The following is a 19,669-nucleotide window of genomic DNA, read 5'->3' as shown; positions in this document are numbered from 1 at the left end:
CAGAGGAGACAACCATCATGAGTTCAAAATTTAACACATTCATAGGATCAGCTCTCGAGGAACTGAATAGGGAATCTTCAAAACACCTCGGAGACCGCTCGCAGTACGTCGGCGGTTCAGATGTCGGCCAGTGCCTCCGCAAGGCGGTACTGGGGAAGATGACTGAGCCCTCCCACGACAAGAAGACCTTGCTGCGGTTCCTGCGCGGTCATGCCGTCCAGGACCTCTTCGCGAAGATTTTCGTAGCGGGCAAGGCTACTTTCGATGAAGAGGTGGAAATCACCCACCCTGACAAGCCGTACATAAAGGTGCATATCGACTTCCTCTTCAAAGGGAACAAGCGCCTCTATGTCGTCGAGATGAAGTCTGTCGGCGGTATCCCGGAGGAGCCACGATCCTCTCACCTTGACCAAATCTCTCTGCAAATGGGCCTCTTGCGCCTCGTCACCCCCCCTGATGTTTCCGTTGAGGGCTGCATCCTCTACGTGGACATCAACGCCGGGGAATGGAAGGTCTACAACGGCTACAACATCGCTTCCCCCGAAATGCAGGCTCTCTACAAGGAGAGCGAGCGTCGGGCGGAAAAGATTTGGCAGTCTCTTGTGGCCAATGAGGAGCCGGAGTCCGAACCGAGCTTTTTGTGCGGTTACTGTGCCTTCAGGAGCAGTTGTGCAGTACACCAGCTGCCGACAGTAGCGTTGCCGGCCGATGTCCTTGCCGCGGCGAAGCGGTATCAGGAGCTTCTTGCGGAAAAGAAAGAGATCGAAGGGAAACTGGAAAATCTCAAACTCGACATCCTCGGCTACACCGGGGAGTCGTTCAGGGGGACATCAGACGGAATTGACATTGTTGCCGTGATATTCGAGCCATCGGTTACCGTGGACTCCAAAAAACTGAAGGCGAAATACCCTGAGGCTTACAAGGAGTGCACGAAACCCAAGGCCGGATACACGAAACTGGAGATCAAGAAGTCCGCCAAGAAACCGGTAGAGGCTGAGAAGAAAGCAGCCTGATCCTTACCATCCCTCCACCCACCAGGGGAAGATGCAACGCACTCCCTGATGGGGTTCTCTGTCCACAGAGGACGGAGTGCGTACAGGAGACTGGCTTATGAAAAATCGCAATTTTCTTACGCGCGAAAGAGAGCTGAACAAGGCCCTCACTCGTGACCTCAATGACTTCATCGACCTAACTGAAGCGAGAAAAGAGAACCGGAAGGAACTGGCAAGGACTATCCTGGCCAGCATTTTTATGATTCTCATTTTTGCCGTGGTTATTATCGCCGCCGCCTCCATCGAACAGCCCGACGTCCCCTCTAATCAGACGGCTGCCGGGGAGGTGCGGATATGAAATCCGGGGCACTCTCGCTAACCCTTCACGCCGCTAACCGGATGCTTCAACGGGATGTCCCGCTAGAGGCACTCCAACTGCTGCCACTGGTGACAGGTCTGCTGAACGAGAAACCCTTGCGGGTTTCGTTCAGGAATGCCCAAGTTACCCTGATTGCCCGGATGGCTGAAGACGGCCGTCCCCGGTTGATCTCGGCATGGCGGCACTGACACTACAGCTCAAACCCCCACCTGGGGCGGCACTGTCGTCCCTCGGGGGCGATATCCGTCCCTCGTCGGGGTGCTGTTTTGCGCCTGCGGCGTGAAACACATTACAACATGGAGGATATCATGAGCCCAACATTGCCGCGGTCTGTCGTCATGGCAGGCCACACCATAATCGAAATGTCGAACTGCGGTAAACTCTTCATCACCATCAACCGGGACCCGACCAACGGGCAACCCGCCGAGGTCTTTGTCCGTTTCGGGAAGGCCGGGGGATGTGGTTCAGCCGTCATGGACGGCATGAGCCGAATGATTTCCTACGGTTTGAGGAGCGGGATGGACCCTGAGCGGGTTATCAAGGGGCTTGACGGCATTGGTTGCCACGCAGGTTCCAATTCCTGCATGGAAGCGGTTGCCAAGGCCTTCAAACTCGTGTTGCAAGGGATACCGGAAGAGATGATGGAGGTGTGCCCGTGAGAATACCTGACCAACTCAGAGACGAAATCCTCGAGAAAGCCGGACAGAACATCGTGCAACTCATCGGGGAGAGCGTCAGTCTGACGAAAGCGGGCTCCACATACAAGGCCTGCTGCCCCTTCCATACCGAGAAGACGCCGTCTTTCTCGGTGAACCCAGCTCGCGGTACCTGGCGCTGTTTCGGTCAGTGCAGTGAGGGGGGTAATGTTGCCAAGTTCTTCATGAGGCAGAAGGGGATCAAGTTTCCCGAGGCCCTTGAGTTCCTGGCCGGCCGGGTAGGGGTTGTCATCCCAAACGGAGAAACCAAGGAGAAAAAGGAACGCAAGGCCATGCTTCAGGCACTGGCCAAAGCACAGACCTTTTTCCAGAACAATCTCCACGAAAACCGTAACGGCGCCCGGGCATACATCGATTCCCGGCTCACCCCCTCAGAGGTGGAGAAGTACGGGATCGGCTATGCACCGAAAAGTGGCAGGGCCCTGGTCGAATACCTCGACAAGGAAGGTGTGCCTCTGTGGGCTGCCGAAAAGGCCGGACTGATCCGGAGGGAAGAAAACGAACCCTACAAGGATTACTTCTGGGGTCGCGTGATGTTCCCGATCCGCGACGAACGGGGAAGGGTAGTCGCCTTCGCCGGCCGGATAACCGACCCCAAAAAAACCACCCTGAAGTACATCAATTCCCCCGAGACGCCTCTTTATAAGAAGACGGCCACACTTTTCGGAATTGACAAGGCGATGGAGGCCGTACGGGAAACCGGAGAGGCCTACATCGTCGAGGGGTATCTGGATGCAATCGCCATGCAATCGGCGGGGATCCTGAATACCGTGGCCACTTGTGGCACGGCGTTCACCAAGGACCACGCAGCCTTATTGAAGCGTTACTGCAAGCGGCTCAACTTCATCTTCGATGGAGACGCCGCCGGCAGAAAAGCTCTTCAGAAGGCAATATTGCTGGCGCTCAAGGAGGAGCTTGCCGTTACGGCCTGTCTGCTCCCTGATGACCAGGATCCGGACAGTTATTTCAGGACCGGAGGCACCTTCAATGGAATCAAGTCGATGACTGGCCTTGATTACCTGAGTAAAGCCATGAAGGAATCAGGAATGGAGATGTCTCTCACTCACCAGAAGCTTCACCGTCTCGAACGGTTGGAGCGGGGCCTCTTTTACATGGCAGAGCAGATACCGGATGTTCGTAAAATGCTTGCCAAGAGGGGGAATCTTGAAGAACTGTTCAGTCCTGAGTTGCTACCAGCCATTCAGGAAGTCATCTACAACTCGGCAACGCCCAGGCATACGCCTGTGGCACAAAGAATGATGGAAACTTTGGCCCGCATTGAGGCCTCCCTTGTGATCGGCAGCGCGGCGGAACCTGACATCAGGAACGCCATGCTCAAAGACGTAAGGGAAGCGCTCGAGGAAGCGGGTTGGAAGAAGCCCAACTAACTTAACATCAACCATTTACCCTCAGGGGAGACACGAACTCCCCACGGGGGATCTGTCACCCCTCAAATCATCAAAGGAGACAGAGAAATGGCACAGACCACCATCAAAGCGGCTGCTGCAGCTGCTAAACTTGTTGAACTTACTGTCAAGGACGTTTTCGGCCTCGCTTCAAACATGCCGGTTGTCGGCTTTGCACCGGGGCACCCGCTAGTACCCGCGAAAATCGGATACGTGTGGGACAAGAAAACCGTCATGGACCTCCTGGAGTGGATGGAAGAAGATTCTCCTGACCCACTCTGGATCACCGGCCCTACCGGATGCGGCAAAACCGAGATGGCTATCCAGCTCGGCGCAGGCCTCAACGCTCCGACTGTCATAGTCACTGGGCGCAAGGATGCCGAACCCGGGGAAGTCCTCGGCAAGATCTGGCTCGAAAACGGCTCGACCGTGTTCAAGCCTGGACTGCTCATCGAGGCTTATGAAAAGGGCTGGATGATCATCTATGACGAAATCGACGGTTTTTCTCCTGAAGTCGGTGTCTGTCTGCACCGGCTCCTCGAAAAGAAACCCGTCACCCTTGACGACGGATACGTGGCGCAGCCCCACCCACGCACTCTCATGATTGCTACGGCAAACACGAGAGGCGATGGAGAAGGGGGTGACATCTATGCGTCCACCAATATCTTCAACCTTGCCACCCTGAACAGGTTCGAAAAGTGGGAGATGAACTACCCTCCGGCTGATGTGGAGGAGTCGATTATCAAAAGCCACCTGGAGGACCTGGATGCACGGGCAATTACCGCAATGGTCAAGGTGGCCGCGGATATCCGCACCGCTTACGACCAGGGGCATTGTCCCGGTCCGATCTCGGTAAGGGATCTGATCAGGTGGGGCAGAAAACTGGCTATCTGCGGACACAGAACCGACGTCAAGCCGATCTACCATGCCTTTGACAAGGCTTTCGGCAACGGCGTCAACAGGCACGTCCGGGCGGCTCTGCACAAGTTCGTGCAGACGCATTTCAACGTGCCGGCACCGTCTATCTAGGAGGTGCTGAATGTCTGTGTCCAACGCGATTTTACGGCCAGATTACTACGTCGAGTTAGAGAAAAAGACCACTGGCCCCAAAGGAGGCAAGTTCTGGATCGTTGAAACATACGGTCCGAAAGTTATCCTTCATTGGGGAGCTATCAATACCAAAGGGCAGAGCAGGGAAAAAACGTTCGGCACCCCGGCAGCGGCTATGAAGTACGCCGCTGGCAGGGAGAACGAAAAGCTGTCCGAAGGCTATTTTGTCGTTGGCCGCAATCGCCCACAGAAAAGCGCGGCCAATACAGCGGCAAAGATGGCGCCACCGAAACCTCCGGCACCTGACCCAACGGTGAATGTCATCACACGGCGTTCATTGGTCTGGGATTTCTAACCACCATTACAACCCACCCTCACGGGGAGACTCTTTCCCCGTCAGGGGTAGTCTCCTTCGTGCGGGCAACCACACAAAAGGAGACTTACCCCATGAACATTCTCAATCAGATTGTAGTCATAATGCTGAATATCTCGCTTTGGTCGGGACGGAAGAAATTGCGTCCTGAAGACCTGGCGGCCAACGGAATCGAGGTGGACAAACTCCCCCCCGGCACCCTGGCATCACTCGGCACGAAACGCATCATTGCTCCCGAAGCCTTGAATCCGTTCTCAGCCCTCAAAAAGGAAGCTGAGCGGATCTGCCTCGCCAAAGGGGTTCGCTTTCTGGGCGGCTTTGCCATCCCGAAAGAGAACGTCGACAAGCTGGTTGAAGAACTCAAGGAAATCAAGCAGCGTTTCCAGGAGACGAAAGAAAGCCTCCTGTCTGACTACGACAAGGAAATTGACAAATGGATTGCGGAAAACCCACCCGAATGGGCTGCCGTAATTCGTGCCGCTATTGAGCCGGCCAGCACCATCGACCAGGCCATGCATTTCAACTTCGCCCCCGTGGTTGTAGGTTCGCCGGAAGGGATGGAGGATACGAATGAAGGTTTGGACGAAGAAACCGATGGTCTGCTGGGCCAGCTGTACCATGAAGTCCGGATGCAGGCGAAAACCGCCTTTGAAGCTTCCTTCGTTGGACGAAAGGAGATAACCCGCAAGGCTCTCCGCCCTATTTTGTCCATGAGAGAAAAGCTTTTGGGGCTGTCTTTCCTTGACCCGGAAATCGCGGAAGCAATCCAGGCAATCGACCAGGTGATCGACAAGGTTCCCAAAACCGGCCCGATCATCGGTACGGACCTGGATATGATTGCTGGTCTTGTCGGCCGCAGGTTGGCGAATATTGGACGTCCTTTGCCGCCCGAGCCTGAACCCGAACCGGAAGCAGTTGAGGAAGAAGCACCTGCAGAAGAGGAGGTTGAGATTCTCGAGGAAAGGATCGTTTTCAATTCGCCACCGGCGCTGCTCAAGCAAAAGAAACGTGCCCCATTGGTATTCGACTTCTAAAAGGAGGCTTTTCATGATTCGCGACAACGAACTTGTAGGCCTCTGCCAGGTAATCGCCCGCGATTCCGGCATGGAGGTCACTGTAGGGGGCAAGAAATCCTACATCACAGACGATGGCTGCCGGCTGAATATCGCCGCCATGCCAATGACACCAGAAGGTCGCCTTGTAGCTGTAGGGCTTGGGTTCCACGAAGTGGGGCACAAGCTCTATTCCGACATTTCCAGCGATTGGGGACATGGGCTGCAACACGACCTCACCAACATCATCGAGGATGTCAGGGAAACACGGGACTTCATAAAGGACCGCCCTGGCGTTGCATACGACATTGAAAAAGCTGTCAATTGGTACCAGGAAGCGGGGAGTTACACCCCGTCTGACCTGAACACGGCAATTCGTGCTCTTGCCCTTGGGGTCGGCTATGTCGACCTCCTGGGATTCCCGTCGTTGGTCCCTGAGCTTGCCTTGGCAAGGGAGATCATTTCCTCAGAAATGGGGGATGGTTTTCTCTCGCTGGCTGAAATGATCCTGAAAAAGTACCCCAAAATGTCCTTTGGCAAAGAAGGTACGGCTGAATCCATCGAGATGGCAAAGGCTCTTTGCAATCTCCTTGAAGAAGAGGCCAAGAAAAAGGAACAGGAAGAGCAGGGGCAGAAACAACAGGGCCAGCAGCAAAAGCAGGATGACCACCAAGATCAACCCTCTCAAGGGGAATCTTCGGAGGAAGAAGAGCAGAAGGCCGAACCGAGCGAAGGCGAGATGATGACCAAAACAGCCAAGATGACCAGGATGACCAAGACGACTCCAATTCGCCGTCTGAGTCCGACACGGATGAAGACGATCAGAATGGGGGAGGGGGCCAGCAGGATGAGGACTCCCCATCCCAGGATGATGGAGGCAAAGATGGCGAGGATGATTCCCCCGGCAACGGTGGGAATAATTCTAGCCCCTCTGACGCCGACAGCGATGCTGACCAGACCGGTGCTTCATCCGGCGGTCAGGCCGATGATACCGCAACCGATCGGGAAGAGGGGCAAACCTCTTCCAAACTCTCTCCGGACGTAATTCGGGAGATTTTGCAGGAAGAGAGCGATTTTGGGGATATGAAGAAGATGGCCTTGAAAGAGCTCGATCGGATGTCTAAGGACGTGCCCGATGTAGTTAGGGCCGGCATTCCGCAACTTCCACGGTCGGAGAGGTTCTATGGCGACGTAAGCCTGGTCAATGAGTCAGATGCAATTACCGCAACTTCAAGAATGCGTGCAAAACTCATGGGGATGCTGCAGTCGGTCAAGAGGCAACCGGAGCGCTATGGCACTACCGGACGCAAGCTGGCTGTCAATCGACTTGTCAACATGGCCACCGGTGACCCCCGGATCTTCAAGAAACGGGTTGAAACGGTGTCCATTAACACTGCGGTTGTGATAATGCTCGACGCCTCAGGCTCGATGGCATCCAACAATCGCATGGTGGTGGCGAGGGATGCGGCCTTTGCGCTTCACCATACCCTCAGGGGCATAGGTGGAGTGTCTGCATTGTCCGCAGCATTCGACATGAACATGGATCACGATTCACCGCCAATCCAGCTTCTTTGTACTTGGGGTGAGAAACCGGCACCGGAGAACTTCAGTATCTGGCCCGGCGACTACACTCCCACACCATGGGCATTATGGTACGCCCGAGCGCAGCTGTTGCAGCGTCCGGAACAACGCAAAATCTGTCTTCTTGTCACCGATGGCGAGCCTTACGGCTGGGATGGCATTGAGGCAGATACCAAGGCAGCCACGAGACGCCTTGAAAAGGACGGCATTGAGATCGCAGCCATTGGGATCGAACTGCCGGATGTGGCCACCTACTGGACCAACAACAGGGTCGTGAACAGCATAGAGGAATTGCCGCCGGCAATGTTCGGTGTCATGAACGACCTGCTGACACGCAAACCTTAACCCTCAGGGGGGCAGATAACCCCCTCGGGGGACTGCCCCCTCAACTAACAAGGAGGCAGTCATGCGAAAAGAATTCATCCTCAACATCCACGACAACAGCGAGTGCCAGGTTCCCGGAGCAGATAAGGCCATCGTCACCATCTTTGACCAGCTGCGGTTCAGAATATTGCAGATGGCGGGAATGGTGCGGGCCCTCTGCATCTTCAATTCGGCCGAACTCGATGACACCCCGCGGTTCATGGTTGAAAACTGGGATGCCAAACCGAATCTCGATGGTTCTCAGCCGCTGAAACCGTATCCCGGGAAGATGAACGACATGAGGCTGGTGGTAACGGCTCATGTTTTCTACTGGGAGGGGTCTTATCGGAATGATTACCGGTGGACGACGGACAGTATCCCGCTGTCCGAACTGGACGGCTACGACTCGCTTGAAACCGTCAAGATCGATGCAGGGAAGGGAAGGGGCTCATATGAGCTCCTACAGGAGCTGATTGAAGCCTTTCCCCAAGCAGACCCTGAGAGCGATATTTTCGACGAGGGAATCAACGGCTGTGAGGCTGTAAACTTCCTCACGGGGTTCATTCCCCGGGTCAGGGAACATTTTGATTGCAGGATGGCGAGGTAGAGATCATGAAAACTATTAAACACCCATACTATGATTACACCCTCGCTGATGCTCTGAAACTGGCGAAAGGGATCAAATACGGGGTGCTCACAAAGCCTTCCGACCCCGAGCCGGACATTCCAGAGGCCATAGATCTCGTTAAAAAGACGTTTCGCCTTAGCACCTTCAACTGGATCACCGGCCGCGTAGCGCTCGAATTGCTGCGGGCCGCCAACGGCGAAGATGTGAAGTTCACGCCATAACGAGAAAAATTAAATCCACCCATGCGGGGAGACACGAACTCCCCGAAAGGGGTCTGTCTCCCCTTTCGCACCAAAGGAGACAGACATGAGCACCAAATCACGCAAACCACGCACCCGCAAAGAGATGATCGCGTTCCTGGGGAACCACTTCCGCTATGACACGAAGAACTCGTGGAATAGGAGCTCGTCGTTTGCCCGGAACATCAAGATCCACCGCATTAACTTCCCTGACTGCGCCACACGTACCCGGGCCTACGACCTGCTTGACGTCGCGGATGCCTTTGACGAATTCGACCAGATCATCGGCGAATTTGCCCGGCGCCACGACTATTCATGGCAGATCACCAGGAACGGACGTTCTGGAGGCTACCTGGTTCTGTGCTCCGGAGGCAAGAAGGACACGGGCTACAAGTCGTACTGCCCCTCCTGCGGCCAACGGAACTTTACGAAGGTGCCTCCGTCCCTCGACCAGAACACGATCGAGGGATTTGTGGCGAAAAAGGTTCTCTCCCATAACTGGTCAAACGCACATTCGTATTTGCGCGAGATCCGCTATCTGGAAGGGAAGGGGGAGGCGCCAACTGCTCACCTTTCTGATGATGAACTGCTCTCCTTGGTGAAGAGTTTCATCATCGATCTGGCGGGCTGTTCGGCGAGCGACAAATGCGGTGTTTGCGGGAGCTCCCGAGTCAACTATACCCATCCCGTCTATGCCTCCTACATCACTGGCTCCATGGTCGGCGAGTCGTGTCTGGAAGATTACGAAGATTGGTCTACCGACTCACTCAAGGCCCTGGTGGATATCGTGTGGGATTTCGACAAGACCGTTGACGAGGCCATACGAGCTTTCATCGGCTTCTGCGCTGAAAATGAAGCCATGGATGAAACTGTCATGGTCCCGAAAAAGGTCAAGGTTGCGGTTCCGGTCAGAAAGGAGGCAGCATGATGAAATCGCCCATAATCGTAATCGGCGGCAACAATTGCGCCGGCAAAACAACTGTTGCAACTATCTTGAAGGGTTTGTTTCAGGCATCCAGAGCAAAAGTGGAACTGGTGAGGTTTTCCGACCCACTTTACAAGGCTCAGGAGATCTTCAGCGAGAAGAATAGCAAGGAATTCCTTCATGGACTCAATATCCTTGTGCGCTCATGTTTCGGTGCGGAAGTGTTGGAAACTGCATTTCAGGATGCAGTGGAAGACGCCATCGCCCGCAAGCGGGTCGTCATTTGCGATGACATGAGGTTCACCCGCGAACTGTCATTGGCCAAAGCCCTCGGCGCCGTATCTGTCTGGGTGGAAGCCAGTGAAGAAACCCGAAGGAAGCGTGGTGAAAACTTGGGGATCGGGTTAGGCAACAATCTCGCAGACGAACAAGAACACCTGGCTGAGTATGATCACGTCATTTGGAATGAAAAGGAGTTCTGGGCTACGCCTGAAACCCCCAATCTCACCACGGCTCAGATCTATCAGCTTTTCTACGAAATCAATGGCGTAGGTTCTCGTCGAGGAACATGGCTCGTGAAACCGAAACTGGACCTGTCAAAGTATGACGCGATCGAGGTCCATCCGGTGGAGCATGACCTTGGTTCAGGCACGTGTGAAATTACGGATGACCCCGAAAGGGCATCGTCCTGGTCTGTGTACCTCCACCTCCGCGCTGGCGGAGTCGAGTGCATTGCGGACTGGCAGTGCAAATGCGGAGCAACCGAGTACGCCAGAACCATCGAGAAGCAAACCGGGTACCCGGTCTACTGACAACCCCAAGGGGGCAACACCAGCCCCCGGGGGGAGGTGTCTGCCCCCTTTACAGGAGACAGACATGAATCTCAACCTCTTCGGAGATCCGGTCGCCCCGACCACGAAAAAGATATCCATTCGATCCATAGAAGCCCGCTACCGCACTGAGGTTGTCCGCGAAGATGCGCCCGCATGGGTGTCAACACGGTACACGCACCCTCGCCAGGTCTTTGAGATGTTCCTCTCTCTCAAGCACGAGACCAAGGAGCATTTCATCGCACTGCACATGGACGGCAAAAACCGGATTGTCTGCCTCGACAGGGTAAGCATAGGCACCTTGAACCAGAGCCTCGTTCACCCAAGGGAGGTTTTCAAGACGGCACTGTTGTCCAATGCGGCTGCGGTCGTCCTGCTGCATAACCATCCGTCCGGAGATCCAACTCCGAGCAACGAAGACTACGCCATCACAACGAGGTTAAAGGAAGGTGGCGAGCTCCTCGGCATCAGGATCCTGGACCATATCGTCATCGGAGACGGATGCTACACGAGCTTCGTCGAAACCGGGAATTTATGACCAATACGGCTCCAACGAGAGCAATCCCTACCGTAGGGGGAAGGCTGAACCGCACTCCCTACGGGGAGGAGTGCGCCCTGACAGGAGAACCGTCATGAAAGAACTCGCATTCTTCATCGTCGCTATCTTCTGTTTCTTACTTACTGGCTGCGGCCACGCTCAGTGGACGTCGGTAAAGGATAGCACCTACCTCGCAGGGTGGGTGAATCCAGTGGGCTTTGCTGTCCACATGGTTGCCACTGTAGGTGAGTTGGCAACGAGACCGACTTCAAACACCGCCACAACGAAAGAAGCAGAGACAAAGCAATAACCGCCCTCCGAGGGCCCCTGCCGTACCGGGAGTATTAAGACAGACACTCCCGTGCGAGGGAGTGTCTGCGGAGGAAGCCATGGTCCAGCTTTCGCTAGATTTTTCGTCTCCTCCTCTCAAGCCTGCTCTTCAAGTCTCGAAACCAGTTCTCACTGACTGGCAACGGGTCCTTGCCCTGCCGGTTGTCGCCCTGGCCAATGCCTGGGTTGCCATGACCGGCAGCGGTAAGCATCCGTGCAAGACATGTGGCAAGAAGGGTCCCTGTGCTTTTCGTGAGGGGTGCATTGCCTTCGAGGCTTATCAGGCGGGACTTGGATGGCGTTTCGGGGAAATTGACTTCATGGAAGCCACCCCTGTCGCCATTGCGAGGAGTGGAGGATTTTACGAGGGGGTGCACAGATGAGCGCCCCCATCTTTACCGTTTTTCAATCCGACGATGGCAGGTGGAGGATCAGGTTCCGCAAGGATCTGATTCGTGCCGTCGGCCGGGGATCAGACCTCTTGTCCTTCTCTGAGAAGGAGACCGCAGAGAGGATCGCCGGCATCGTCGCACGGGATGCACAGCTGAGTAAGCTGCATCATGCTCAAGCTGACCGCCCGGTGGCGATTGCGGATGAAACGCTGCCCCTCTTCGAAGGGTAGCGATTTGACATAGGGAGGGGCGAAGCACGTCTTCCCCCTCCCGGCCATACTCTCCCCCAAGAGGGTTCCCTGAAGCTGCTGTCCTCCGGACAGCGGTTGCAGGGAGCCCTCTTGGGTTTTCCTACACCACAAAGGAAGGAGAGAGATTCATGGCCGTCAAAGTAAGGATCAACAGTAGGGAGTTCACCCTGACCTGGGAAGAGTTCGAACGCAGTTTCTACAAGGCGACAACATGCGTGGAAATTGTGGAAATCTTCGAGAAAGAGGCTGTGAACTCCTGAGATCTTCTGGCTGAGTGACCCGCTCGGCCAGGATAGGGCGGCCCGTGTGGCCGCCTTTTTCTTATTTGGGGTGAGCCTTGATGCAAAAGTCCTGATCTGGGGTTATCGAGACCCGCGTAGGGGGTCTCTACAACCCATTTCCTTTTACCTGTCCTTTTGGGCAAGGAGAAGGTGAGCCTTTTGGGCATTACATTTGCTTAAATAATTGAAAACCTTGGAGGCTGCCGTGGAAGGCACAAAAGAAAATATATTCGACCGGCTCAACGCCGCCCGCACGCTCATGGCCGAGGTTGACGAGCTGCCGACGGTTCCCCCCGTGGTTCTGAGGCTCGCCGGCAGACTTGACGATCCGGAGGTGTCGATCGACGACATCTCCGATCTTCTTCTCCAGGACCAGGTTTTGACAACCCGGGTGCTGCGCCTCGTCAATTCGTCATTCTACTGCCCCTTGAAGCACCTGGATGGACTGCGGGAGGCAATCATCTACCTCGGTCTCGATCATCTCAAGGAGGTGGTCTTTACCTGCGCCGTCGTCGATCTCTTCAAGACCCGGAAGGAAGGTTTCAGCCGCTCCGTCATCTGGGCGCACGCCCTCGGCGTGGCCCGGGTAGCAAAGATCATCGCCGAAAGGCTCGGCTATCCCGACCCCTTCAACGCCTACCTCGCGGGCCTTCTGCACGACGTGGGTGCAGTCTTTCTCAACTTCTTCCGGGGAAAGGATTTCTTGAGCTCCATCTACCTTGCGGAAACAGAAAACATACCTCTCCACGAGTCGGAACTAAGGCTTTTGGGCGCTTCACACTGCGAAATCGGCTATATCCTCGGCTGCCGGTGGCATCTCCACGAGAGCATCACCGACGCGATACTCTATCACCACAACCTCGACACGGCTCCTCCGGAGCACGCCGCCGGCGTCGCCCTGGTGAGCCTTGCCGACTGGTTCTGTACCCGGCACAAGCTCGGGTATGAGGGAAAAGACGATAGCGGAAACATCCGGGAAGGGTGGGAGGCTCATCAGGCGTGGGAGGTATTGCGGGAAAGGGTAGCGGCCCCGTGTGAGCCGGGGCCGGTCCTCGATGAATTGAACGGTATCGTTGCGGAGCTCAGGACGGCAATTCTTGAAGGGCTCTATATGGTTTAGAAATACTAAACAGAATGGAGCTGAGGCCTCGGCCAGGTGCCGGCAGGATCGCCGACGACCTGGTTCACCGCGGTAAGGGATAACTATAGGAAATTCCGCGAAATCTCGACCTTTGCCGCTCGGCCGTGACAGGTTTAGTATTTCTAAACTTTTCGCACTAGCGTACGATTTTTTCCGAATTCTCTATACATCCCTGTTCGGTCCTGGCAGAAGAGATCCCACCTCGGCGCTGGTATCTGTGGCGGGTCCAACAGGCGGTCCTGGCACTGCTTTTGGCCGGGGCGTCCTTCAACCGGGCCACTGGGCCGCTCCCTCCTCTAGTCACACGCCCTCGGCGTGGCACGGGTGGCAAAGCCGGCCATCAACCTGTCAGAAACGATTACTTCCCGGCAGATTTGCATTCAAGCACCGGCCGCGTATATACTGAAGAAAAAGTCGGAGCATAGAGTGGGCTTATCTGGGCGGGAAAGGCGCCAGGAGACGTTCACGTGACACGAGGCGGGTACAGCAGCAGACATAGGATATATTCGCCTGCAACCAAGGACTGGACAAGGAGACAAGACAATGGCTACTGGATTAGCTCTTGAGCCGTACCGATACCGCCCTTCTCCCTGCTTGGTCTATCCCCGCTCTAACCTTTTCAAGCCGCTGGTATGCCTTGGAGTAAGCAAGCTGAGCCTTCATATCGAAGTTCCCGGCATCGTCAATCGGGATTTCAACGCTGAGTTTCGCCAGCCTTCCGTACAACTTCGCCTCGTACTCGAAGTCTCCGCTGGCAATGGCTTCTTTCAAGGCAAACACTAGATAGTCAAGGTTTACATCATCTGTCAGGACTTCAACCGCCATCACGTCGTCATGAATGATGCAACGGTCACGCCGGACGAAGACTTCTCCAACGGCACCGTTGGCGTTCACAGTCACCACGGGCCGTTTTCCCTCCTCGTTCTCTATCGGTATTCCATTCACTCTTGCAAACGCCTCAGATACTTTACCAAGAGGTCTATCTTTGATTTTCGACCCACTGTAGACCGGAATAGGTCCGGGGTTTTGGTCGCAGTTCTTTCGGGTGACGCGCTGACCTCTCCTGATGCGGAAAATAGCCTCATCTTCCAAGGGAACCATCTTCTTTGCGCCGAGCGACAGCGTGTTGATTTCCTTTTGTACCTCGTGCAAGTCCTTCAGGAGTCCGCCGAGTTCTGATGAAATCTCGTCGATGAAATCCGAAACCTCCACGGCCTCTTCTATCTCTTCGATGACCACTCGTTCTGTTTCGTCCCAGAACCGCAGCACATCCCACCGGTCTTGCGCCGAGAATTCAGACGGATCCACGAGCTTGATACGTTGCGAGATTGCTTCCGGTATCCCCTTGCCCTCGCTCCGCGACACGAACGCCTCCGCGATTTCCTGTAGTGTGTTTTCATTGGGTAGCGGAACCCTTCTGGCGTCTAACGATTCACCAACGCTGGACGCTATCGCGCAGAAAACCTCCGGTCTCGGGTCTTCTTCTGTAAAGCGCCGTTCGAGTCCTATAATGTATGTTTTCTGCTGTGTTCCAAAGAACGTGTTGCGTGGTAAGGAGATAGCGGCGATCAGGTTGCATTCCTGCAAGACCTTCTCTTTCAAAGCGGTTTCGCTTCGCGTAAGCATGCCTTGTGGTACTATCACGAACGCCCGGCCTCCCGGCAACAACGCGCCGGATATGTACCGCAGGAAGAGCGATTCAAGACCAAGCCCACACCGGTTGTAGTAGTCGCGGATATCCAAGCCGTTGCGCTCGCCAGTGATGCGGCTGATTTCTTCTTTGTAGACCCGTGAGCCCCTCGTTACGTAAGGCGGATTCGTCATGATGACGGATGCCCGCTGTCTGATGGGGTATTCGAGCGTCCCAAGGTGCTCGTTGCTATTGAGAACAACAAACAATTCAGACATGAGGTTGTTTAGCGCAGTGGTGGTTACTGCCGGGTCTCGCACGGCTTCCGCGAAGTGAAGAAGCGTGTTGGCTTTAGCTAGGATATGAGTAACCATGTCAACGTCAAGGCCGAGAAAGCGTATCTTCTGGCTGGAAGAGCCACCTGAAAATGTGACGTTACCCTGCACGCCATGTTCGTCAATCATGGGCTCCAGTATAAATCCGCCGACGCCGGCAGCCGGGTCCAGAACCAAATCGCCATCATGGAGCTTGTGAAGCTGGGCCATGCGGACAATCGCTCTAACAACGTTGCGCGGGGTAAAGAACTGACCGAGCTGCTGCTTTCGCGTTGTCTTCTTGAGAAACGTTTCGTACAGACGGAGTTTGAATTCAGGGGCAATGGCGGTCAACGCTCCAAAATCCTTGAAGTAGCCTAGAATCTCAAGAAAGGTGCGATTGAACGTCTCAATACTCGTGGCTCCGGAACGCAGAAACGCAAAACCGTTGATAATGGACGTGGGAGATATGATTGTTCCGAGGCCGAAGAGCCCGGTAATCTCTGAGTTTGCAACCGGGGTCTTGTCCGGGAAAATGCGCTTGATTTCCGGCCGGATATTCTGTACGTAATATTCGATTTGACTCTTACCGTGCTTGTCTCGGAATCGCTGTTCGTCGCTGTCTGACAGCTCGTAGAAGGTGTAGATTTTAGGCAACACAGAGCTTGGAAGGTTGTCGGAAAGGAACTTCAGTACGAAGATTTCAACGAATGTGAGTAGGCACGGTTTAGGGTCTTCCTTGGTTGCGTGCCATATCGCTTGCCAGCACTTTTCGGCCAGTTCGCTTGGGTCAACAGCAACCGACCGGTTGTCCCTCAGCATGTCTTCCAGCAGACCAGGATTAAGCGTGAGTTTGTCCGGGTGAAGGATGATGTTTCCAGAAGCCAGGGACGCTTTAATGTCGATATAGAAGAAACGGGTCTCATCGGTGACAATCGCTATCCGGGCATCAATTATGGCCCCGGAAAACAATCCCTGTTCAAGGGCGCTAGACAGCTTCTGCTTTGTGTCCAGTTCTGAAGGCTTCTTGTTCTCCTTGCTGGCTATTACGACAAGTTCCCCGGACTCACGTGAACAAATCAGGCCATCCGGCCTTACGTTCTTCCAACTTTTGGGCGGCTTATAGAATGCGAATGGGAACGGCACGCCATTGCCAGCAGGCGGCTTTATCAGACCTTGCTTAACCAGTTCTGATGCTGATGTTCCGCCAAGCTCGAATTTCTCAAAACGTCCGAACGTCTCTCCCTTCAGCTTGCCGTTGACGATGTACCCGCGCTGTATCAGCTCCTCATTCATTACTGCCTCGCGTCTCTGGATTATATAACCTTTCAAGCGCCTCTTCCGACTTCGCCAGCGTGAAACCTCCATGTCCGCAGTCGACACCGAACATGATTTTTCGGATTATATCCACCGGGATGCCAGTTTCGGATGAAATATTGCTGCAAGTGTACCGCTGAATGTCCTCCGTCTGCAGTTCTATGCGACAGTTTACGTACTCCTCCAGCCTTTGGGCCGTGCGGTCCTATTCGTCCGCTTTCTTTAGCTTGCCAGGGTTGCTTCCACGGTAAGTGCTACGCGGAACGGTAATCGGAAAGACAACCATAGCGTCTCCTGTGGGGTCCGGCAGAAATGGTTGCGCATAATAGCAGAAAAATTAGAATATTTCCAGCATGACAGCAGATGGTAGTGGTTGGCGAAATCTTTTCACATAACCATCAGTGCTCATCATGCCAGCCGTGAGTAATTTTGAAGTATCCTGAAGACAACGGCTACTCTACTGGGAGATTAATTTCTGACCGCAAAGTTTCATTTGAAGGCTGAATTCGCCAACTCCCCGAAAAGCGCGATGTCGGTGTGATCAGAATCCGCCACCCACAAGTTCGTGTGGGTCTTCTCAAGTCTGTAAGCTGTCGCCAGCAGCTCCTCGAACTGGGTCGTTTGAAGACATGAAGGGGTCCGTCCATCCGACGTATTGATGCGGATTTCATTCGGACTCTTTACAGTTGACAGACCAGCGACTACTCCCTCCACCAGGGCAAATTCTCCGAGGTAAAAGAGGAGAAACATCCTGTGAGTATTTTCTGGTGTTTGCGGTATCGCGGCACCGCCGCTAAGCCACCAGAGCCCCCTATGTCGCTGTAGTCACAGCAAGAGAGATCACCGCCGGCCCCATCCCAAAGAAGCCTGCAAAAATCTCCCCTGCGGCTTGGGAGGATTGTACCCTCCCGGGTTATGCACGATTGCGAAATCGTAGAGCAGCAACCGCGTGGCCCGTGTCACCGCAACATACAGAGCGTTGATGTCTTCTACCAACGCCGCCCTATCAACCGGCTTGCTCGGGTCGTTCTTGGCCGTGGCAAGCTTCTGCATGATCTTCTCTCCCGTGATCAGATCCTTGCACAGGCGCACGGTCGAATACTCGAGCCCCTTGGCCCGGTGGACGGTACTGAAGAGATACTCTGCCTCTTCCTTTCGGACAGCTCGCTCCTTGAGCTCCTTGATGAGCGGGAAAAGGCTACCCCTGTAACGTTCCACAAGGTTCATGACCAACCCCAGGTCCTGGTCCTTGGTCCCGGCCTGATATTCTTTCAACTCGTCGTAGCTCTCAAACTTTCGCAGAAAACTGTCGCGGATCTTCTCGTTCCGGCCCAGATAGAGATTCAGCACATCGAAGATCGAGGCTCCGCCGGCAAGGAATGTGTAGGAGCTCAAGTCTCCCTCGAAAGCTGCCTTCTGGTTCCTTTCAACGACGATTTCAATCGCTTCAGTCAAAAGCCCCAGGTTGCTACGGGCGATAAAGGCTTGAACGGGCAGGCCATGGTCTTCTTTCCTGCCAAGCCCCCGCACGGTGAACCCATCGAGGGAGACTCCCAGGAGCTTTTTGAGGGAGAGGGCTTCCATTGCCGTCTCGGCGATGCGCTCTCCGAACCTGAAACTGGCCGATAGGCGAAATAGGGGAAAGTTGACCTTGGCAAGGCTGTCAATCGCACCGTTGAATCCGTAAATCGACTGATGAGTGTCGCCGACGATGACTTTCGTCGACCGGTGCTGGTTCAGGAAAATAGCCAACTGGCACGGGTTGGAGTCCTGCCCTTCGTCGAAAAGGATGTGGGTGTAGCAGGAGAGGTCAGGGGAGGTGAGGTGGTACTTCTTTATGTAAGAGTCGTGGGTGATCGGTAGCTGGCCGGCCCACATTCTCCTGAGAATATCCTCGGCCGCATCCTCGATCTCATCGAGATAGCGCCCGACGAATTCCCGGGCCTGGGGGCAATCCTTCACCATTCCATAATAATCGAGGTGATGGATCTTCTCTTTGTCGGAATTGCAGTAAGCCTTCGTGAGGTCGCAAACGTGCTTGGCGAAGACCAACGGTTCGAGCTCATCCTTGAATTTCACGGACGGCTTGTACCAAGCAGTGACATCATAGGGACGAAGGTTCCCGCTTTTGTGCAGCTCGTAATCCCGGCCCGATACTACCGACTGGTAGGCCAGGGAATGCGCCGTATGTACCGTCACATTCCCCAGTCCGGCCCTCTTGAACTTCTTGATCGCCTCCGTCTTGACGGTGGAATTGAACGCCAGGTAGAGGCAATTCGCCCGCGGCCGTGCCTTGATGTACTCGAGACATGTCGAGGTCTTCCCGCTGCCGGCGCAGGCATTGACCCGGGCGTTACCCTGGTGGTCAACAATGGCCCTTTGTTCATCGGTCAGCTTCATGCCTCCAGTAACCCTCCGAAAGCCGAATATAGCGCGTCCAGATCCTTCCTCGTCAGAGTTCGACGCTTACCGGCATCTCGGAAATACCGCCAGTATGCAATGACCAGAACAATGGCCGCCGGCATTATGAAGCAGAAGGCAAGACGAACGGCATCAGGGAGCCGCACATTCAGGACAACCCCCAGGTTCACCAAGGCGGCAACGATACCAAGACTGATCACGATCAGATACCAACGTCGCTCTGACCTGTACTTGCGCTCTATTTGCTGGCCGACCTCCTCGGCCGCCCTACTTACATCCTTTACCCGGTATCGATAGAATTTCCATCGTTGCCATAGACGCTCCTCAGCGTAGGACGCCCCATGGTCCCGGCATTCTTCAAGGAAAGACAAGACGAGTTCTATCTCTATTGCATTCATTGCCTCACCCATTGGTCAGAAAGCCAACCCGATCCCGGCGCTTATCCCGCGCATGGTGTGATAACCCGCGGTTACGAGGACCGCATGCCAGTTGTCATAGGGGATTCTGTACTGGATACCGC

23 protein-coding genes are annotated in these 19,669 nt (G+C 54.8%); 19 read left to right on the top strand and 4 right to left on the bottom strand.

Annotated elements, in window-relative coordinates; translation table 11 throughout:
- Positions 1–17: 17 nt before the first annotated feature.
- From A2G06_16995 to A2G06_16905, 19 genes are all read left to right on the top strand, one after another.
- Complete coding sequence (locus A2G06_16995; GenBank protein ANA41834.1) at positions 18–1,013, top strand: hypothetical protein; 996 nt, start codon at positions 18–20, stop codon at positions 1,011–1,013.
- A gap of 97 nt (positions 1,014–1,110) precedes the next feature.
- A complete protein-coding gene (locus A2G06_16990; GenBank protein ANA41833.1) occupies positions 1,111–1,350 on the top strand; it encodes a hypothetical protein in 240 nt (79 codons plus the stop codon).
- Positions 1,347–1,559, top strand: coding sequence for a hypothetical protein (locus A2G06_16985; protein ANA41832.1), 213 nt, complete (start codon positions 1,347–1,349; stop codon positions 1,557–1,559). The genes A2G06_16990 and A2G06_16985 overlap by 4 nt, the downstream gene beginning before the upstream one ends.
- 120 nt (positions 1,560–1,679) lie before the next feature.
- Positions 1,680–2,030: a TSCPD domain-containing protein gene (locus A2G06_16980; GenBank protein ANA41831.1), complete on the top strand. Its 351-nt coding sequence runs from the start codon at positions 1,680–1,682 to the stop codon at positions 2,028–2,030.
- On the top strand, positions 2,027–3,475 hold the full coding sequence (locus A2G06_16975) for a hypothetical protein (GenBank protein ID ANA41830.1): 1,449 nt from the start codon (positions 2,027–2,029) through the stop codon (positions 3,473–3,475). The genes A2G06_16980 and A2G06_16975 overlap by 4 nt, the downstream gene beginning before the upstream one ends.
- Positions 3,476–3,562: 87 nt before the next feature.
- Positions 3,563–4,522 (top strand): hypothetical protein, encoded by a 960-nt coding sequence (locus A2G06_16970; protein ID ANA41829.1) that lies wholly within the window; start codon positions 3,563–3,565, stop codon positions 4,520–4,522.
- Positions 4,523–4,532: 10 nt separating this feature from the next.
- Positions 4,533–4,898: a hypothetical protein gene (locus A2G06_16965; protein ANA41828.1), complete on the top strand. Its 366-nt coding sequence runs from the start codon at positions 4,533–4,535 to the stop codon at positions 4,896–4,898.
- 92 nt (positions 4,899–4,990) lie between these two features.
- Positions 4,991–5,950: a hypothetical protein gene (locus tag A2G06_16960; protein ID ANA41827.1), complete on the top strand. Its 960-nt coding sequence runs from the start codon at positions 4,991–4,993 to the stop codon at positions 5,948–5,950.
- A 13-nt stretch (positions 5,951–5,963) separates the two neighbouring features.
- The gene (locus tag A2G06_16955) at positions 5,964–7,013 is read left to right on the top strand and encodes a hypothetical protein (GenBank protein ID ANA41826.1); all 1,050 of its coding nucleotides are present in this window, start codon (positions 5,964–5,966) and stop codon (positions 7,011–7,013) included.
- Positions 7,014–7,024: 11 nt separating this feature from the next.
- On the top strand, positions 7,025–7,894 hold the full coding sequence (locus A2G06_16950; protein ANA41825.1) for a hypothetical protein: 870 nt from the start codon (positions 7,025–7,027) through the stop codon (positions 7,892–7,894).
- Between the two features lie 61 nt (positions 7,895–7,955).
- Positions 7,956–8,519 carry a hypothetical protein gene (locus A2G06_16945; protein ID ANA41824.1) on the top strand — a complete coding sequence of 188 codons (564 nt, stop codon included), beginning with the start codon at positions 7,956–7,958 and terminating at the stop codon, positions 8,517–8,519.
- Positions 8,501–8,761: a hypothetical protein gene (locus A2G06_16940; GenBank protein ID ANA41823.1), complete on the top strand. Its 261-nt coding sequence runs from the start codon at positions 8,501–8,503 to the stop codon at positions 8,759–8,761. Before A2G06_16945 ends, A2G06_16940 begins: the two co-directional genes overlap by 19 nt.
- A gap of 85 nt (positions 8,762–8,846) precedes the next feature.
- On the top strand, positions 8,847–9,707 hold the full coding sequence (locus A2G06_16935; GenBank protein ID ANA41822.1) for a hypothetical protein: 861 nt from the start codon (positions 8,847–8,849) through the stop codon (positions 9,705–9,707).
- Complete coding sequence (locus A2G06_16930; GenBank protein ID ANA41821.1) at positions 9,704–10,516, top strand: hypothetical protein; 813 nt, start codon at positions 9,704–9,706, stop codon at positions 10,514–10,516. The genes A2G06_16935 and A2G06_16930 overlap by 4 nt, the downstream gene beginning before the upstream one ends.
- Before the next feature lie 64 nt (positions 10,517–10,580).
- Positions 10,581–11,072 (top strand): DNA repair protein RadC, encoded by a 492-nt coding sequence (locus A2G06_16925; protein ID ANA41820.1) that lies wholly within the window; start codon positions 10,581–10,583, stop codon positions 11,070–11,072.
- A 94-nt stretch (positions 11,073–11,166) separates the two neighbouring features.
- The gene (locus A2G06_16920; protein ID ANA41819.1) at positions 11,167–11,382 is read left to right on the top strand and encodes a hypothetical protein; all 216 of its coding nucleotides are present in this window, start codon (positions 11,167–11,169) and stop codon (positions 11,380–11,382) included.
- A 79-nt stretch (positions 11,383–11,461) separates the two neighbouring features.
- Positions 11,462–11,785: a hypothetical protein gene (locus A2G06_16915; protein ID ANA41818.1), complete on the top strand. Its 324-nt coding sequence runs from the start codon at positions 11,462–11,464 to the stop codon at positions 11,783–11,785.
- Entirely contained in the window at positions 11,782–12,024 is a 243-nt protein-coding gene (locus A2G06_16910) for a hypothetical protein (protein ID ANA41817.1), read from the top strand. Before A2G06_16915 ends, A2G06_16910 begins: the two co-directional genes overlap by 4 nt.
- Positions 12,025–12,510: 486 nt before the next feature.
- Positions 12,511–13,446 carry a hypothetical protein gene (locus A2G06_16905; protein ID ANA41816.1) on the top strand — a complete coding sequence of 312 codons (936 nt, stop codon included), beginning with the start codon at positions 12,511–12,513 and terminating at the stop codon, positions 13,444–13,446.
- Positions 13,447–14,022: 576 nt separating this feature from the next.
- On the opposite strand, the gene A2G06_16900 is transcribed toward A2G06_16905, so the two are convergent.
- From A2G06_16900 to A2G06_16885, 4 genes are all read right to left on the bottom strand, one after another.
- On the bottom strand, positions 14,023–16,707 hold the full coding sequence (locus A2G06_16900) for a hypothetical protein (protein ANA41815.1): 2,685 nt from the start codon (positions 16,705–16,707) through the stop codon (positions 14,023–14,025).
- Positions 16,708–17,217: 510 nt separating this feature from the next.
- Positions 17,218–17,478: a hypothetical protein gene (locus tag A2G06_16895; GenBank protein ID ANA41814.1), complete on the bottom strand. Its 261-nt coding sequence runs from the start codon at positions 17,476–17,478 to the stop codon at positions 17,218–17,220.
- Between the two features lie 90 nt (positions 17,479–17,568).
- Positions 17,569–19,128: a hypothetical protein gene (locus A2G06_16890; GenBank protein ID ANA41813.1), complete on the bottom strand. Its 1,560-nt coding sequence runs from the start codon at positions 19,126–19,128 to the stop codon at positions 17,569–17,571.
- On the bottom strand, positions 19,125–19,559 hold the full coding sequence (locus A2G06_16885) for a hypothetical protein (GenBank protein ID ANA41812.1): 435 nt from the start codon (positions 19,557–19,559) through the stop codon (positions 19,125–19,127). The genes A2G06_16890 and A2G06_16885 overlap by 4 nt, the downstream gene beginning before the upstream one ends.
- Positions 19,560–19,669: the final 110 nt, after the last annotated feature.

This window comes from Geobacter anodireducens, from assembly GCA_001628815.1.
GTDB classification, from domain to species: domain Bacteria; phylum Desulfobacterota; class Desulfuromonadia; order Geobacterales; family Geobacteraceae; genus Geobacter; species Geobacter anodireducens.
The sequence above is the reverse complement of the archived record's forward strand: the minus strand, read 5'-3'. Positions and strand labels throughout refer to the sequence as shown.

Bases quoted from the DNA above. Each gene is read 5' to 3' on its own strand.
- A2G06_16995 (ANA41834.1), top strand. From the start codon at position 18: ATGAGTTCAAAATTTAACACATTCATAGGATCAGCTCTCGAGGAACTG.
- A2G06_16990 (ANA41833.1), top strand. From the start codon at position 1,111: ATGAAAAATCGCAATTTTCTTACGCGCGAAAGAGAGCTGAACAAGGCC.
- A2G06_16985 (ANA41832.1), top strand. From the start codon at position 1,347: ATGAAATCCGGGGCACTCTCGCTAACCCTTCACGCCGCTAACCGGATG.
- A2G06_16980 (ANA41831.1), top strand. From the start codon at position 1,680: ATGAGCCCAACATTGCCGCGGTCTGTCGTCATGGCAGGCCACACCATA.
- A2G06_16970 (ANA41829.1), top strand. From the start codon at position 3,563: ATGGCACAGACCACCATCAAAGCGGCTGCTGCAGCTGCTAAACTTGTT.
- A2G06_16965 (ANA41828.1), top strand. From the start codon at position 4,533: ATGTCTGTGTCCAACGCGATTTTACGGCCAGATTACTACGTCGAGTTA.
- A2G06_16960 (ANA41827.1), top strand. From the start codon at position 4,991: ATGAACATTCTCAATCAGATTGTAGTCATAATGCTGAATATCTCGCTT.
- A2G06_16955 (ANA41826.1), top strand. From the start codon at position 5,964: ATGATTCGCGACAACGAACTTGTAGGCCTCTGCCAGGTAATCGCCCGC.
- A2G06_16945 (ANA41824.1), top strand. From the start codon at position 7,956: ATGCGAAAAGAATTCATCCTCAACATCCACGACAACAGCGAGTGCCAG.
- A2G06_16935 (ANA41822.1), top strand. From the start codon at position 8,847: ATGAGCACCAAATCACGCAAACCACGCACCCGCAAAGAGATGATCGCG.
- A2G06_16930 (ANA41821.1), top strand. From the start codon at position 9,704: ATGATGAAATCGCCCATAATCGTAATCGGCGGCAACAATTGCGCCGGC.
- A2G06_16925 (ANA41820.1), top strand. From the start codon at position 10,581: ATGAATCTCAACCTCTTCGGAGATCCGGTCGCCCCGACCACGAAAAAG.
- A2G06_16920 (ANA41819.1), top strand. From the start codon at position 11,167: ATGAAAGAACTCGCATTCTTCATCGTCGCTATCTTCTGTTTCTTACTT.
- A2G06_16915 (ANA41818.1), top strand. From the start codon at position 11,462: ATGGTCCAGCTTTCGCTAGATTTTTCGTCTCCTCCTCTCAAGCCTGCT.
- A2G06_16910 (ANA41817.1), top strand. From the start codon at position 11,782: ATGAGCGCCCCCATCTTTACCGTTTTTCAATCCGACGATGGCAGGTGG.
- A2G06_16900 (ANA41815.1), bottom strand. From the start codon at position 16,707: ATGAATGAGGAGCTGATACAGCGCGGGTACATCGTCAACGGCAAGCTG.
- A2G06_16895 (ANA41814.1), bottom strand. From the start codon at position 17,478: ATGTTTCTCCTCTTTTACCTCGGAGAATTTGCCCTGGTGGAGGGAGTA.
- A2G06_16890 (ANA41813.1), bottom strand. From the start codon at position 19,128: ATGAAGCTGACCGATGAACAAAGGGCCATTGTTGACCACCAGGGTAAC.
- A2G06_16885 (ANA41812.1), bottom strand. From the start codon at position 19,559: ATGGGTGAGGCAATGAATGCAATAGAGATAGAACTCGTCTTGTCTTTC.